Origin of the sequence: Mucilaginibacter ximonensis (genome assembly GCF_042686265.1) — a bacterium.
Taxonomy (GTDB): domain Bacteria; phylum Bacteroidota; class Bacteroidia; order Sphingobacteriales; family Sphingobacteriaceae; genus Mucilaginibacter; species Mucilaginibacter ximonensis.
This window is the reverse complement of record NZ_JBHUPD010000002.1, coordinates 1,313,648-1,328,772: the sequence shown is the minus strand read 5'-3', so window position 1 is coordinate 1,328,772 and position 15,125 is coordinate 1,313,648. Positions and strand designations below refer to the sequence as shown.

Below are 15,125 nucleotides of genomic sequence, written 5' to 3'. Positions count from 1 at the left end.
TCTTGGCTCTTAAAAGTATCAGATCGATGGCGAAAATAACTGACAATGAAATTATGCGGGATGCGATTGAGCTCTTTCTGGTAAACTACGCAGGAACGATCGATATGGCCGGCACGGTTAAGTATAGCCTGAAAAAGACTGTCAACTATTTTAGCATCAATCTGGAGGGCTCCGGCTTTGTCGACAAGGTGGACGAACTCAATAAGCAGTTAACCCAATACCTCATAACCTGGATGCAAAAAAATCATGATGGGCTATCTAACTACATGTCGTTATCTCACATTGTCATTGAATATTTACGACCTAATAAAGATGGCATGACGCAGAACCTTGCCAAAAGCATCGCATTGTTACACCTGCCGCCTTATTACTTCCAAAATAATGCAGGTCATGAGGGCGAAATGCGCTCCGCCATCGCCATCTGGGCGCTGGACTTCTGGAATAATGTAATGCTGCGAAACGCGGTGCTGATTACCTTAGTTTACCTGCCGCTTCTTCTCCTGGCTGTGATCAAATTCAACACTTATGCACCCGCCATACAGAAAGCTTTTGACTATACGAATGTCGCCAGCAGCATTATCGGTTCGCTGAGTCTAGCCTATTTGACTACTAAAGCGGTCAACATCCGTCAGGAAAAGCTTGCACGTATAGCCGAGATTAAGACCCTTTCCAACAAGCTGACTTACTTCAGGAAACTTTGCTATAATTTCCAGCATTTCTATGAATACTGGAATAAGGATAATCCCTACAAGAGCAGTTTTGATTATGCAAATGGCATTAAAACCAGAATCAGCTCGGAGGAGTTCTTTTATCCCAATTACAGTGATCGTGAAGAGTACGCAAAGTACCGTGCATTGTCCAATGAGAATTTTTCCGGACCGATTATCAATATGGTTCTACAACTTCATATGTTTGCCGGTGAAGAATTCAGCCGTTCAGGACTAGCCTATACGGCGTACCCGGCCGATTATATTTATTCGTTCTCAGAAATCGATGAGTACATCACCATGCATGACGCCAACCACATTTGGTATTGCTGCGATGAAAAGTATTTTCCAGAACAATTTCCTCCGGGGTATTATCCTAACGAGATCATGAAGGAGATTAAGCATATTGACAAAAATGTTGAAGGAGATACCCTGACCCGGGATCTGTTAAGCACGGTTTCGTTGAATTTTCAATATGATATTATTCCTCGACTCTACCGCCTTACCCGGCTGAACGAGGCCGGGCTCCCTCGCCACATGCAATACTTTTTGCTGCTTTTTATTCTAATTTTGACCTTCGGTATCGTCCTGCCGGCAACGCTCTACATTTTTTTACCCACAAGTTCGTATGCTTTGCTTTGTGAATTTATCGTATTAGGTTTGATCACCCATGTATTGGTGTCCCTGCCGATTTTACTTCAAAATGAAAGTACACTTGACCGAAAAAATGATTATTAAGGGTAACGGAATTTTTTCTTAGCTTTTCTAAGGCGGCTACTAAGGCTGAATAGTTTCCGATTTCCGATAAGTTCGTTTGGACCATAGGGGCGCTGGTCCGCTTTATACATTGGATTTAAAGAAGAACGTGTCGAGTTCCTTCTGTAACTTTTTGTTCTTCATTTCTTTAGCCCGGGCCATGATCTCTTTTGGACCGAGAAAGGTGAGGGTGTTCCGCTTATATTCGTGGTTCAGCTCTTCAATTTTGAGCATGGCATCTTCGGTATAGCCGGCGGACGACCAGTATTCAAACTCAATGGGCTTGTTTTTGTGCGTCTCATTCCTTTCCAGCCAGGAACGGAAGGCCGGCACCTTCACCCGGACAAATTTATTGATGTCTTCTATGGGCGTTGGCGATATCCTCCCTTTGCATTCCGCGATGATCACCCGGTCACCAAAGGTCGCGCGCACGTCCATTTCGTGTTCTGCGCCGTTCTCTACGATCTCCCAGCCCATGTCTATGGAGCCGTTCTTGAAAAGGTAATAGTGGCCCGCAACGTATTCAAATAAAGCCCCTTTAATGTTCTTTAGCAAGCCGTCATTATATTTACGCAGTTCGTTGATCAATTGAAGGTATTGGTTCGGATTCTTTGCGAGGCTCGCCGCAGCGTTTGTCAGGATGGTGATCAGGTCATTGAGCGTCTTGGCATATTTTTCGCCAAATAACTCCTTAATAACCCCGATGATCACGCCTTTCTCTTTTAGGTATTGAAACGCTTCTTTGTCAACATTGTCGACTAACAACACGGGCATAATCCGGGAAGCGCCTTTATAGGATTGTACGGTTTCTATCTTGCGGATGAAGAACTCCACATCCTTTTTATACGTTGGCCGACCCAGCAAAATGTCACCGATAACAAACCCAAAATCGGTTTTTGTCTTTAGGCCTCTTACCGGCGACACGCCCATAAAGGCCCATCTGAAATTACCATAGTTCCCAAACTGTTCAAACGAATCGTAGGAAACCCAGCCGATATTGCGGGCAAGCTCTTTAAAGTTGTCCAGCACATTCATCTTGATCGTCTCCAGCGTTTGACTCAGAAAGGCGTTGAGAGCGTTGTAACGCAAGCGTGGTGCGAAGGAATAGGTTCCGGGACCGTAGACCAGAATTCCCTCCTTTACGAACCGTTGCATCACTTCTTCAAAGGTCAGGTGAGATAACACCGGCTCTATCGGATAGAAGGAATAAGTTTCTAAAAACTCACGGCTGATCGCACCAGCATGGTATCGCAGCGCATTCAGTGTAAACCAGTACTTTTTGCCGTGCAGTTCCATTTGCCGGGCCAATAGCTTCAGTACATCTTTCCCCTGTTGCTGGTTTGGCAAAAACACGAGGGATTGATTGCTTTTGAAAAATCCTTCTACACGTTCGATCCCTTCAGCCCTCGATACACGCTGACTGGCCGTGTTCACGCTGACACCTTCTGCCTTAGCAAGCTTCCGTGCGAGTTCGCTGGAAATCATTGGTCCATTCTCTTTTAAGAGCGCTTCCATTGCTGTCATATGACGCAATATATAAAATACTTATTAAATAGATATTCCGAAACAAATTTTTTTTTGACGTTTTGCCAATTCAAGCTCTTAGCGAGCTTTTTTTGGATGTCACATGAAATTATCGCGACAAGGTGATTAAAAAATCATCCAGCTTATCCGAGAGATAATCACTCGGGACTTTGCCTTCAGCTTTCATTCGCAACATCTCGCCCAGGTCTTTATTGTCCAGAATAAGTATGAGCTTGCCGTGTTCCCGTAACCCGCCTTTGGCCGCATTGACAGCCCGTTCGCTGCCTCCATTCCGGGCAATGATGAAGGAGACTGACCGCAGACCGCGAAGATAAAGATACCGTTCTGTCGTGTAGATCTGGTCCTGGCCTATCGGCTCTACATAGTTCTTGAATTCAAACAGAACGTAGCGGGACTGAAACGATTGGATCAGGCTTCTCCAGAAATCGTTAGCCGATACGATCCGGCAAATCATGTCGAACCTGCTCATGGCATCATCGGTTGTTGTCTGTATGTGCCAGTTGTTGAGATCATCCTCGAACAGATACCTTAGGATCTCAATGCATTTAAGTTCATAATCCCGCCATCCTGGTCGTCCGGGAGGTATTGCATTCAGTTCCCCACAGTAATCTCTTTTAGGAGGAGATGGTAAACGGTGTCCCGGACAAAAAGACGTCTCCAACCGAGCGAAATAGGTGTCCGGCGACCGTTGGCTGAGCGTGACGTCGGCAAATACTTCTTCAATGTCTAAGCCTTGTTTGGCTTCATTCAGCAATTGTTCGAAATCCTCCAGCAGCCGCGCGTCGGCCAAGCCGAACTTGATCAGGTTGTAAAGGTCACTGCGATCCCAAAGCAGAATGCCGGCATTGGCGATTTCATCTCGCAATTCCTGCGATGAATAAGCGGCAATGATCAATAAACTGCTCGCCGGCTTGTTATAAGCAGTAAGCAACCGCATCAACTGCTGTGCAGCATCACGTACCGCGTTTGCCACCCCTTTCTTGCTGCGATAAAACTTCACCTCAATGAGCGTGGTGATCTGGTTGCGCTCAACAAGCAGATCGATGACGTATCCTTTTAAATCGGCCATTTGTCGCACTTCGGGCTGAACTTTGAAATTAAAAGAACGCAGCACGCGCGCTATAAGCTGCTCAAACTTGTTTCCAAAGGCGAAGGTCTCCATGAATTATCTTTTAAATCAAATATAAACTTCTCCACGTCAATATGAGACCGAAAATCTGGGCTGTATTGTACGGGCTGTTTTGATTGAAATTTCGGCTTTATGGCTACGTTGCTAAAGGTAAAAACACTTTTAATGCGCCCTAATCATCAGGTGATACGCCGGTAAATGGGAGTGCCGTTGAAATGATTCCATGATAATTGGAAGCACATTTCCGTTTAATTTTGAAAAGACTAAACAAATCATTTAACTCATTCCCTTTACAAAAAAGCCTCCTTTTTGTATTGATTATTATTTTGGACATCTTCAAATAATTTCTCCAGAATTATCGGTTCGTGACCCCCTTTACAAGTAGCGGTTCTGCGTTTTCAACCTTTAGCTTGAAAAACCACAATAGACTGGGTTACGGATAAGTCTCCAAAAATTAGTGCGTGAACACTTTAGACCTTTGTTATATCCCATTTTCTTATGTCTTATACGTATTAATAACAACAATGGCAGCTTAAATCTCTTGAAGCTATCAGGTATATTAAGAAGGGTTTTTATTCGATGTTACTTATTTGATGATCGTGAATGGCTTACCAAGCAATTTTTGGTTACAAAATGCGCTAACTTTAAAGCAATAACTTAAAAATAATATGCCTTACTTGTTTGCGACGGCAAGGTGTCTAAGGAATTAGCCAGGCACTTGAATGGGGATTTTAATGCTCAATACAAAGGAACACAAACCGACCACTTCAAAATTTTGCTCACCTCTGATAAACTGTCTGAAGGGTTTAATTTAAATCGTGCCGGTCTTATTATTAACTATGATATACCCTGGAACCCCACCAGGGTTATACAACGTGTTGGGCGTATTAACCGTATCGGTGTGAAAGTGTTTGATAATCTTTACATCTACAATTTTTTTCCATCAATAAAGGGCGCCGATATAGTAAAATCCCGTGAGATAGCGCAACAAAAGATGTTCTTAATCCACAACGCTTTAGGCGAAGATGCAAAAATATTCGATGCCGATGAAGAGCCTACAGCATCCGCGTTACGCTCAAAATTGAATAAGAATATAGAAGAAGACGGAGAGTTAAGCACTATTACCAAAATAAGAAACTTGTATGCTGATTTAGAAAAAAATCATTCTGAAATTATTGCTAAAATAACAGACCTCCCCCCTCGTGTGAAGACAGCAAAAGGATCTGAAGAGTATCAGCTAAACGTATTAAGAAGAAAAGGACTAAGTCTTTTCGCTCAAACAATTGGTAAAGAAGGAAATAGCTCGATCAAAGAAATCGACTTCGAGGAGCTTTTAGTCAATGTACAATGCCCTATCGAGGAGCCGACTCTTAAACTTTCCAGTTTTTTCTGGCCTTTATACGAAGAAACGAAACGCTTTCAGCCTAAGTATAAATTTGGACGCAGCGAAACCTCTCTGGAAGAACGAGCAGTTGATAACTTAAAAAAATCTCTCAAATTCTTGCGAGACTTGAAATTTGAAAATTTCGATTTTATTCAAGCTTTAATAAAGGACATACGTTACTATCATACTTTACCTACTGCTAGCCTTAGAAGGCTTGGAGGAGTCGAATTAAAGGACGATAAGAAGTCACTAAGGCTATTTGTTGAAGAAATATTATGGTTTAAAAAACATTTAGGGGACGACTATTTAAAAAAGATCGAGTTCAGTTCAAAAAATAAAAGTAAGGAGATAATAATCGCTGTAGAAAACATTTAGTTGGATTTACCAACAATATTAGTATTTATGGATCTTACAGATTATACCTTCGCAGCGCTGAAATATTTAGTTGAGTTTATATTTGATCTGTTTGGTGTAAAGCAACTTGCCCCTTTCGTGTAATCAGCGACGTATTGCTGGTACCTGTCCTTCAATGCCGGTAACTGAGTGTGAAAATGACCTGTTGAATCACTTGTTAAGACCGCCGCGGAGTGGGTACCCTAAATGTGGATAGCAGTAGTGGTTGTTTTGCCGTCGGCGTTGGGAAATTATCGAAAATTAATTGGAAATAAAAAATGTCCCTTTCTATCTTAGCGGGAATATGCCCTGTCCTCATAAATTTTCAGCTGACCTGGACCTGCAACGGATCGACTTCGTGCCGCAGACACTAGTCGTGGGTACTTTTAATCCAAGCTGGCCGGAGGGTAACGGTGCGGGCTGGTTTTACGGGCGGACGCGGAACAATTATTTTTGGGACGTGCTGCCACGTTTGCATGAATCGGGGCTGAACCTGCGGCAGGGTTCACCGGCGGACTGGAAGAATTTTTGCCGGGTTCACCGGGTGGCACTAACGGATCTGGTGTCCGTGATCGCCGATGCGGACGAAACAAACCCGGTTCACCGCAGGCTATTGGGTAAATACCTGGACAGCGATATAGCCGGTGCTTTCGAAGCGTTTGAATATACCGATGTCGTTGGCTTGCTGGAGCAATATCCGACCATCCGGAACGTTTACCTGACCCGGCAGCCGGGTATCGCTTTTTTCGATGCGCGCTGGGCCCTGGTGGTGCAATTTGCAACCGCCCACCCGGAGCGGGAACTGCATGTGCGGCAACTGCTGACGCCTTCGGGCTCTGCGCGTTTTCAGATCGCGGACTTCAAAGCAGCGAACCCGGGGCTGCATCGGCCGCTGCGCCATTTTATTCACCGGGCCTGGTCACAGCAGTGGCACGGCCTTTAAACTTCACCATTATGCCGGCCAGAAGCTCGGAGATCAGTTATAATACCAATTTAGCCTCGGAATACCTGTTGATGAGTTTGCTTTGCCGGGCGGGCAAGGATGCTTACCTGTCGCTGGGCAATAAGAAGGGGGTCGATATCATTGTCAGGACTCTTGCCGGGGCGATCGCCGTTGTCGAGGTCAAGGGCGTCAATAAAGCCAACGACTGGCTGATTTGCAATCATGGGAAGTTGCCGGTAGCGCCGAACCTCTTCTATGCGCTGGTCTGCTTTCAGGGGAGGATCAGCGAGCTGACCTCAGCGGCCGATATCTGGCTGATCCCCTCGGAGCGTTTGCAGCCGGATACCGAGCATGTCGTGCATAAGAATGGCAAAACGGTCTACCTGCGTCGGTCAAATATCATTAAAAACTATCTGGCTTTTAAGGACACTTTTGAGTCCCTGAACACCTATCTGGAAACGCACTGAGACGGATCAAAACGGCGGTTATTCCGGGTTACGGAACCCAGACATGTGGATGTTTGTATGGTAATGGCGCATCGCAACGAAACGTTCCATATCGGAAACGAGGTCGAGTTGGTAGTGACAGGCGGGGCATTCGAGCAAACGGATCTCCCCTGCGGGACGGTCACCGTAGCCTTCGGCTAACAGGTAGCTTTCTTTGTCCAGGCGGATATCGGGCACGTTAAAGCCGGCGGCGATATAGCGGTAGAGTTTCTGTTTGAATTCCCGGAGCTTGTCCGCATCCCAGTGTGGCGCCTGTAATAAAAACCAATACTTACCATCTTTACGCTGCCCGCTGCTGAGGATGGAACGCGCCGTATAGCGGTTGGTAATGTACCAGTTCAGGATACGCTGGTAGTCGCCCGCATTGCCGGTCTGCGGGTCCATTTCGGTGCCGCATTTCGGGCAGCAGATGATGCCTCGGTCACGGTGTCCTTCTATAGGCCCGCCATAATGCTGGCCTGTCAGGTCAAGGATATAAGCGCGTTTTCCAATACCCTCGGTGTTGCAGCAGGCCAGGCAATCCTTACAGATATACCAGCCTTTGTCCGGGTGCGCTGCCCCTTTGGTCTTGCATTTGACCGAGCCGCGGGAGTCGATCACGCCCGAGCAGGCGCCGTTCGTGCAATGGGATAAATAGACCTGTTCGCCGCGGTGGCCGCACTCCGGGTTATCGCAGGCGAAATGACTGACGCGGTAAAAACCATAATTGCGCGTAGCACCGTCAGTGATGGGGCGAAGGATGTGTTTGCAGTGGGCGCACTTCATGTGCGAGAGGAACTTGTTGACTTTGTTGATATAACCCAGCAGCAATTCGTAGTCAGCTTGAGCGAAAGGGATACCCGCGATCCGCAGCAGATCGAGTAAGGTATAGTGTTCCCAGTCTTCATGACTGGAAATACAGGAGCCGTAACATTTTTGGTTATGGCACCACCAGAATTCCAGGCCGGTCTGCTCACAGCGCGCGGCTTGGCTGGTTCCTTTGATCAGGGCTTTACGCCCTTCACAATAAATAATGCCTTCGGGTACCGGGCCGCGCTCGCTTTTAAGGGGGATCAACTGGTCCTTAGCAGGAGTAACCGAACGGTCCTGTCCCAGCCTTCCCTGGCATTTATCAAAGAAACCGTGCAGTACCAAGAGTTCCTCGGGCGAGCGGATTTGCTGGCTGATGATCTTATAGATCACATCCGGGCGGGTGACGGAGCCGGCGGCCAGGTCTTCCATGGCCTGCAGCACGACGTACACCGTAAAATCCATGGGCTGGCTTCCTGCCTGCCGGGATAAAGCGGGGTCTACGGCACTATCGCGGAGGGCCAGCACCTGGCGGAGATTTGCTGCGGCCGGGTTGCGGCTGAGCTCCCAAAAGGTCTTTTTCAGAAAGCGCTTCTGTTCTGCTGCGGTCAGGGTAACGAAATATGGGGAGAACTGGCCGAAGGCGATGGTTTCGCTGTGATCGTATAGCCACAGGTACAGGCGTATCCAGTCTCCCATGCCTTCATAAAGGATGAAGCGCAGGTGGTCGTAACGCGGAGAACCACATTGTTTGGCAACACCCAGCAGGTGCAGGACCGGAACGTGGTCGCTGCCCGAAGCGCCAAGCAATAGCTGTCCGGCTTGCTGCAGGATGTCTTCGCGGTCTGGACCGGTCTTTTCCAGGAAAGCCAATGCTGTTTTTGCGTCTGTTAACAGCAACAGATGCGCAGCCAGTACCGGTACCGCCGGGCGGTCCAGGAACCCTTCCTGCCAAAGCCGGATAGCCAGCTCGTCCGTAATGCCGCGGATGCGGCTGATCCGGTTGCCGCCGGCCAAGCTGGACAAGATCAGTTTAAGCGTTTCATAAGCATTGGCCGCGAGCTGGTCGGAAAAAAGGCGCAGAGCATAGTCGGCACCTACTTTCGCGATCAGTTGCTGCTGGTCATCGGCGACGGAACCGGGTAAACCAGCTTTTAGCAGGGCCTCGTCGGCATCGGCGATGGGCAGGAACCCGGCGGTCACACAGCGCAGATAATAATATGGAGACAAGCGCAAGCCCGAAGCCAGGAAGGCTTGCAGCGCCAGCTTCCGGTTTTCGTTACGGTTGAGGAAAACAACGAAGAGGCTCCAGGCCGCGGGTTCGGTGACCGCCTCAAAGGGAAATATGCTAACCTGCTGATCGATACTCATCTTGTCGAGCAGGGCATCGCGCTCGGTAACAGTATAGCCGCTTGCGATAGCTGCACAAAGCTCTGCTGCGGGGAATTCTGATCGCATATCCCGCAGCCAAAGTAAGGGCTGGAAATGGTCAGCAATCTGCAGTTGATCACGGATGGTGGCAAAGTTAAGGGCGGCATCCGCTTCAGGGCCTAACAGCCGCAATAAACTCTGGAACTGTTCATCAGTGCTGATCTCTTTGAGGGCCGATAGCTCCAGGCGGTCCGGCAGCGGCAGGTCGGCAAAATAAGTTTCGCGTTCCCCGGCATCCAGCTGTTCATAGAGTGCGCGGAGGTCGTAGGATGCAGTAAGGGTTGGCTCCTGCTTCAGGTGCCGGAAGATGAGAAACAGGACAGCAGCGGGCAGACCGGTATCTTTCTCTAATAGCACGTGCAGCATATCTGCGAACGTTACAAGAGGCAGTGCGGCATCTTCGGCCATAAAACGGATGAAGCGCTGGTAGCGGATGCTGTCGCGGGGCTGAAAAGGCGCGCAAAGTTCATGCGCCCAGACCTGGCGCAGGGTATACGCCGGATCGGCCTGCGCACGTTCTTCTACGGTAAAATTTACGAGCTGCGTGCAGATCTGCTGGAGGCCGTAAACCAGGTAGAGCTGGAGCAGTTTTTTATAGTCTATGACATCGCGCAGCAGCGCTACGCCGGCCGCTTCTTCTTTGCCCTCGTGTTTGCGGGAAGGTTTGACCAGGTAGACCACCAGGTCTTTTACAGCGACAGCGGCGGAACGCATTTGTTTATAATGAAAAAAGATGTCGCCGCCACCATCCTGGCGCATCGCGCTGATAAAGCCAAAGCCTTTGTCTTCGACCAGGTTTTTCACGGTGCCGATCCGGTAACGGAGGGTATTGTAGTGGTCTTCGGCCATCAGTGTGCTGCTATAAGGTGGCTTTGAGTTCGGCGAGTGCTTTGCTGAGCGCCAGCAGTTTCTCCATGGCTTTGGTGGCCGTATCAGCCAAGCACCAGAAATGCTTATCCTGTTCGTACCATTCCAGTTCCTGGGCTTCCAGCACGGTGGTGAGTTCGGCTTGATAAGCCTCAAGGCTTGTCTTGCCCCCCTCTTTGTAGAAACGGAACTCAAAGGTCGTGCCTTCGCTTTGGTAATCCAGTTCCATCCGGTAGGTTTTGCGCCCGAGCTTCAGTTCCGTAAAACGGATACCGGGTTGTTCGTCGCCGGTGCGGACATCCTGGTAATAACAGTAGTCAAAAGGCAGGCCCAAGGGTTTGTTCTCCAGCTCCCGCAGCCAAAGGTCGTAGGTGTACAGTTCGACCTGGGTATGGTTCTGCTGGGAATGTTTGTACAGGCGGATATTATGTTCGGATTGAAAGAATCGGATATAGCCCTGCGAGCAATAGCCAATGAGCGCGGGTTTACGAATAAAATATCTACGCCAGTCGGACGGGCGGTTTTTGCAGATCAGGGTCAGGGAACCGCGGAGGTCCTCCCGGTTGAAAATGGGATCGTCCAGCACCTGTTTGACCAGATCGCGCTGCTGGGCTTGTTGGTAAATGTCGTCAGCGTGTGCCGAAGGTGGCGGCAGGCGCAACAGGCGTTTCCAACTGTAATCCCTGTCCCTAGGCCTGATCAGGAAGTTCCGGCGCCAGGCGGTCAGCCAGGGAAGGTAATCGCCCTTTGTCAGTACGGCGCGTTCCCAGATGAAGTCCTTGTTGGCTGCGGTGCCGATAGTGGCAAAGACCGCACCGGCCGAGGCGGTATAATGCTGGAAAGCAGACAAAAAAGCGAGGTCTTCCGCGACGCTCCAGTTACAATGGCCATGCTGCTCGAACCACTCCAGTACACCGCTGTATTCGAACAGGAAAAGGATCTGACCTAGAAAATAACCATGGCGCTCGGCCGCCAGGATCGCTTGTCCCCATTCCGGCGTTTTCAGGATCAGGTGCGCTTTTAACTGTTCTTCCTGTACCTGGCGACGGTAAAAGAAATCGACAGCAGTGGTTTTGAGCCGGGTCAGCTGGTTAAGGATGTCCGCGCTGTATGGCAGCAGCTCTTTTACCGAGCGCAGGGCGGACGCAATTTCCTCAGCGCCGTCGATGACCGTATTGACCGTCAGATTATAGATCACGCGCATCCATGGTGTGAGTCCGGTGATATCGCCCTTATGCTCAATCAGGAAACCGGTATAGGCATAGAACTGTACCCGCTGTTCCTGGCTCAGGCTATGGTCGAGCACTTTGCGGAACACCACCTGTTCGTCAAAATGGAAGGTATCGGGTAAATGGACCCGGATCGGTTGGTTACCGTTAGACAGGCAGTCGAAAGTGCCGGTCAGCAACTTGAAGGCCTTTTTACTCAGGGCGCCGAACTGCTGGTAGTTGTGGTAGCTTATCACATCGCTGTAATCAGGCCTGCGGCTGACGACCTGGGTACCGAAAAGATATTCCAGCGTTTCATCTTTACCGGCAGACTTCTGAAGGGCATAAGCCGCACTGAGGATCACCCGGATAAAGTTCATGAGCTCTTTATCGAACGAACTGTAGGGCCCGCCTACCCCACGGTAGTTCCAGAACAGGTCGGCCCAAGTGGTATCGATCTGGTGGGCAAAGTAAGTGCGCCGGGAAACGACTACCGGGCCGTCGCCAAAATCCAGCGTATAATCGCCGGCGTTCTTCCAGGGCAGTTCGTCGATGTGCTGCTCATAACGCGCTTTGAAGTTCTCGAAGGGGCTGAGCGGCTTGCCGCGGGAGTTCATCTTGATATACAGGTCATCGGTCAGCCCGAATTCCTGGAGCGGCAGCATCAGGAAAGTGATCACCCGGTTATCACGGCTGGTGAGGCGGCCATAAAACTCGGGGCGGCTATGGAAGCGTGCATGGATGCTATCCAGCATGGTCAGCATGGATTGGACGGTGGGGTCCTGGTCCCAGGATAAATAATACCAGCCGCGGTCACGGAGGGTTTTGGACAGACGGTTCTGCTTTCCCTCATCCGGCGGCAGCAACTGACCCAGATCGATAACGGCCGCCACCAGCGCGTCGCAGAATTCCTGCGAGCTACTGCGGGTTTCGTAGGTGAAGCGGGAGCGCTGCCGTCGAAGAAAGGTAGACTGGAAAGCCGCCTGATTGCCGGTCAGGGTGGCTAGGTACCAATGCAACAGGAACAATGTCGTCAGGCGCTGTTGTCCGTCCAACGGGATGAAGCGGTTCAGGCCATCGTCCTGCCGCTCGACGCTGCCGTAAATAAAATCGAGGTCGCGGTGGGGCAGGCCCTCTTCGAGGTAGTTGAACAGGGCGTCGAGGAAAACCTCGCGCACCTCACGGCTGGAAGCGCGGCCCTGGGCATAATCGCGCTGTATGATGGGAATCTCGACATCATAGTGCTTCTGCTGGAAAAGTTCCAGGAAGGTCAGGCGTTCGCCTTTGGCGATATCGGCAACTATATTCATTGGGCAGGTTCGGGGGTTTTTAGATAAAGTTCAAGGGTTTGCTGCATCGCCAGGAGATAATCCGCGGCATCGCTGGCCTCCCAGTAGATCAGGTCGCTCATCCGGGAACTATAGGATTTGGAGAACAGGTTACGGGTGCAGATCGGCACAAAGATGCCGGTCTTATCATTATCGAGAATGCGTTTGCGCTTGACCGGGAACATGGCGTTCTTATAGCTGCGGTTGGTACCGGAATCCAGTAGGGCCAGGTTGGAGATGTGGTCGATGTCCCCCGGCAGGTTGTGCTCCCGGAAATGCTGGGATATCCGTTTGTACAAGGCTTCGAACACGTTGTCCCCGACCCTTTTCTCTGGCAATATCGCTAAGATCTGCTGGGCGATCACTTTTTCTTCACCCTCGCGGAGTGCGGCTACAGCAGCCTGCTGATGTTCAGCAGTGGTCTCCCTGAGACCCGTGCAATACTCCAGTACTCCAGTCAGCCAGTGATGCCTTTGCCCAGCGGTGACCTGCTGGGCGGTACGGGAACGGACGTGTTCGATATCCCAGTTGTCCTTTTTGTACCGGTAAAAAGGGAACCTGAAATCCGCGTTGCGGGTCGCCAGCAGGGTTTGGATGTTGAACAGGAGCAATACCTTGCGGGTGTTCTGATGGTCATAATCCAGCGTGGCGATATCGCCTTTGACCTGCTCGTGCACCTGCCGGTCGAGATAAGCGCGGAACGCTTTTTTGGTGCGGCCCTCCGCTTCCTTTTTGAGTGTACTGATCGGCACGCGGCAATCGACCAGGAAACCGACGAGGTGGTAGAACTCTTTGTTTCCGAACCATTCCTCGAAGCTCAGGAAGTATTTTTTGACCTCGGTCCAGAGCAAACTCGCCTTGTCCCGGTCTGCCGGGAGACGGGTTCGGGCCAGTTCTTCTACGAAGCGGTTGAAGGTGTGATAGTGTTCATCCTCTGGCTGCTTGCCCTTCATCAGATCAAAGATATATTCGATACGGTTCTCATACTTCAGGGGATTTGCAATGTCATAAATAAAAAACCAGAAAGCATCATCCTGCAGTTGCTTTTCGATCGTATCCCATTCGGCCGCGATCTGTAGCTGCCTGGCGGTTACTTTCCCGTTTTCGAAATTGCCGCGCTGCAAGAACAGCGCCTTGATCAGTTCACTGTTCGTCAGCGCGATCTTGCCGATATTCAACCGCGTAAAAACCTCGACTGGCACGGTATCGCTGCGGCCGCTACTGTCGTCGACCTGGTACCAGATCACTTTGATGTTTTTGACCAGCACCGGGTAAAGCTCGCTGCGCTCACCGATATGCGCCTCTTCGAGCGCGTCAAACCAGTTGCTGATGGTCTGGTAGGCCAGGTGCATATGGTGGTAGTCGATGTTGCCGGCGGCAAGGGCGGCATCTTCCAGGTTGGCCAGGAAGGTCTCACTATCCGGCCGGGTCTGGTATTGGATATGGTATAAAGGCCGCTCGGTTTTGAACTCCGTCTTATTGAAATAGTGCAGGATGATCAGGATCGTCGTCAGCCGCTGCTGTCCATCGATGACTTCCCATTCGGGCTGTCCGTTCCTCGCTCTTTTCTTCACGACCACGGGCTGCAGGCAATAGAATGGCGCATCGGGAGCATCCGAAACCGGGCCATTCAGTTTCTTGAATTCGAGGATATCGTCGAGTAATTGTTCGACCTGTATATTGGTCCAGCGGTAGCCGCGCTGATAAGCGGGGATAAAAAAACGGCTTTTCAGCAGATCCCGTATCGGTAAGAGCGTCAGGTCTGCATCATTTAGCGCACCGGCTTCGCCCGGGGTATTCAGGAGTTCTTGCATATGATCGGTTTAGTGAACAGGTATTATTTCGGTTAAATATAAATACCGAAACCTGTTTTTCCGTCCTGCAAGGGCTTTTTTATTTGTTGACTGGGCTTCCAGTTTTCGGTGATAAGTCGCAAAAGGCCGATACCTACCGCCCTGTGTGCTCCATATCTCTTGCTTCACCCGACTCAAAGGTGACGATTGATTGACCACCAACACCACCATACGGTAGGAGCGGAACAAAAATCGGATCGTTTAACAGGCTAATTAAACATATAAAGCTGTCACATTTAATCTGACAACGGATAACCGAACATTATCAAAATAACAGATATTCGTA

General features: G+C 49.8%; 9 protein-coding genes. 4 read left to right on the top strand and 5 right to left on the bottom strand.

What is annotated here, in order from left to right:
• Positions 1 to 26 precede the first annotated feature (26 nt).
• On the top strand, positions 27 to 1,445 hold the full coding sequence (locus ACFS5N_RS13470) for a hypothetical protein (protein ID WP_377186328.1): 1,419 nt from the start codon (positions 27 to 29) through the stop codon (positions 1,443 to 1,445).
• A 102-nt stretch (positions 1,446 to 1,547) separates the two neighbouring features.
• On the opposite strand, the gene ACFS5N_RS13465 is transcribed toward ACFS5N_RS13470, so the two are convergent.
• Both ACFS5N_RS13465 and ACFS5N_RS13460 read right to left on the bottom strand, forming a co-directional pair.
• Positions 1,548 to 2,978, bottom strand: coding sequence for a hypothetical protein (locus ACFS5N_RS13465; RefSeq protein WP_377186325.1), 1,431 nt, complete (start codon positions 2,976 to 2,978; stop codon positions 1,548 to 1,550).
• Positions 2,979 to 3,096: 118 nt separating this feature from the next.
• Positions 3,097 to 4,170: a restriction endonuclease gene (locus tag ACFS5N_RS13460; protein ID WP_377186322.1), complete on the bottom strand. Its 1,074-nt coding sequence runs from the start codon at positions 4,168 to 4,170 to the stop codon at positions 3,097 to 3,099.
• A 661-nt stretch (positions 4,171 to 4,831) separates the two neighbouring features.
• Here ACFS5N_RS13460 and ACFS5N_RS13455 point away from each other — a divergent pair.
• The 3 genes from ACFS5N_RS13455 (at position 4,832) to ACFS5N_RS13445 (ending at position 7,324) form a co-directional block, all read left to right on the top strand.
• The gene (locus ACFS5N_RS13455; RefSeq protein WP_377186319.1) at positions 4,832 to 5,896 is read left to right on the top strand and encodes a helicase-related protein; all 1,065 of its coding nucleotides are present in this window, start codon (positions 4,832 to 4,834) and stop codon (positions 5,894 to 5,896) included.
• 283 nt (positions 5,897 to 6,179) lie between these two features.
• Positions 6,180 to 6,857 carry a hypothetical protein gene (locus ACFS5N_RS13450; RefSeq protein ID WP_377186316.1) on the top strand — a complete coding sequence of 226 codons (678 nt, stop codon included), beginning with the start codon at positions 6,180 to 6,182 and terminating at the stop codon, positions 6,855 to 6,857.
• An 11-nt stretch (positions 6,858 to 6,868) separates the two neighbouring features.
• Positions 6,869 to 7,324 (top strand): hypothetical protein, encoded by a 456-nt coding sequence (locus ACFS5N_RS13445; protein ID WP_377186313.1) that lies wholly within the window; start codon positions 6,869 to 6,871, stop codon positions 7,322 to 7,324.
• Between the two features lie 18 nt (positions 7,325 to 7,342).
• Here the strand turns inward: ACFS5N_RS13445 and ACFS5N_RS13440 are convergent, their stop codons facing one another.
• The 3 genes from ACFS5N_RS13440 to ACFS5N_RS13430 are packed head-to-tail and all read right to left on the bottom strand — an operon-like array spanning position 7,343 to position 14,800.
• Complete coding sequence (locus ACFS5N_RS13440) at positions 7,343 to 10,432, bottom strand: cold-shock protein (RefSeq protein WP_377186310.1); 3,090 nt, start codon at positions 10,430 to 10,432, stop codon at positions 7,343 to 7,345.
• A gap of 10 nt (positions 10,433 to 10,442) precedes the next feature.
• On the bottom strand, positions 10,443 to 12,968 hold the full coding sequence (locus ACFS5N_RS13435) for a DUF262 domain-containing protein (RefSeq protein WP_377186307.1): 2,526 nt from the start codon (positions 12,966 to 12,968) through the stop codon (positions 10,443 to 10,445).
• Positions 12,965 to 14,800: a DUF262 domain-containing protein gene (locus ACFS5N_RS13430; RefSeq protein ID WP_377186304.1), complete on the bottom strand. Its 1,836-nt coding sequence runs from the start codon at positions 14,798 to 14,800 to the stop codon at positions 12,965 to 12,967. The genes ACFS5N_RS13435 and ACFS5N_RS13430 overlap by 4 nt, the downstream gene beginning before the upstream one ends.
• Positions 14,801 to 15,125: the final 325 nt, after the last annotated feature.

Bases quoted from the DNA above. Each gene is read 5' to 3' on its own strand.
- ACFS5N_RS13470 (WP_377186328.1), top strand. From the start codon at position 27: ATGGCGAAAATAACTGACAATGAAATTATGCGGGATGCGATTGAGCTC.
- ACFS5N_RS13465 (WP_377186325.1), bottom strand. From the start codon at position 2,978: ATGGAAGCGCTCTTAAAAGAGAATGGACCAATGATTTCCAGCGAACTC.
- ACFS5N_RS13460 (WP_377186322.1), bottom strand. From the start codon at position 4,170: ATGGAGACCTTCGCCTTTGGAAACAAGTTTGAGCAGCTTATAGCGCGC.
- ACFS5N_RS13445 (WP_377186313.1), top strand. From the start codon at position 6,869: ATGCCGGCCAGAAGCTCGGAGATCAGTTATAATACCAATTTAGCCTCG.
- ACFS5N_RS13440 (WP_377186310.1), bottom strand. From the start codon at position 10,432: ATGGCCGAAGACCACTACAATACCCTCCGTTACCGGATCGGCACCGTG.
- ACFS5N_RS13435 (WP_377186307.1), bottom strand. From the start codon at position 12,968: ATGAATATAGTTGCCGATATCGCCAAAGGCGAACGCCTGACCTTCCTG.
- ACFS5N_RS13430 (WP_377186304.1), bottom strand. From the start codon at position 14,800: ATGCAAGAACTCCTGAATACCCCGGGCGAAGCCGGTGCGCTAAATGAT.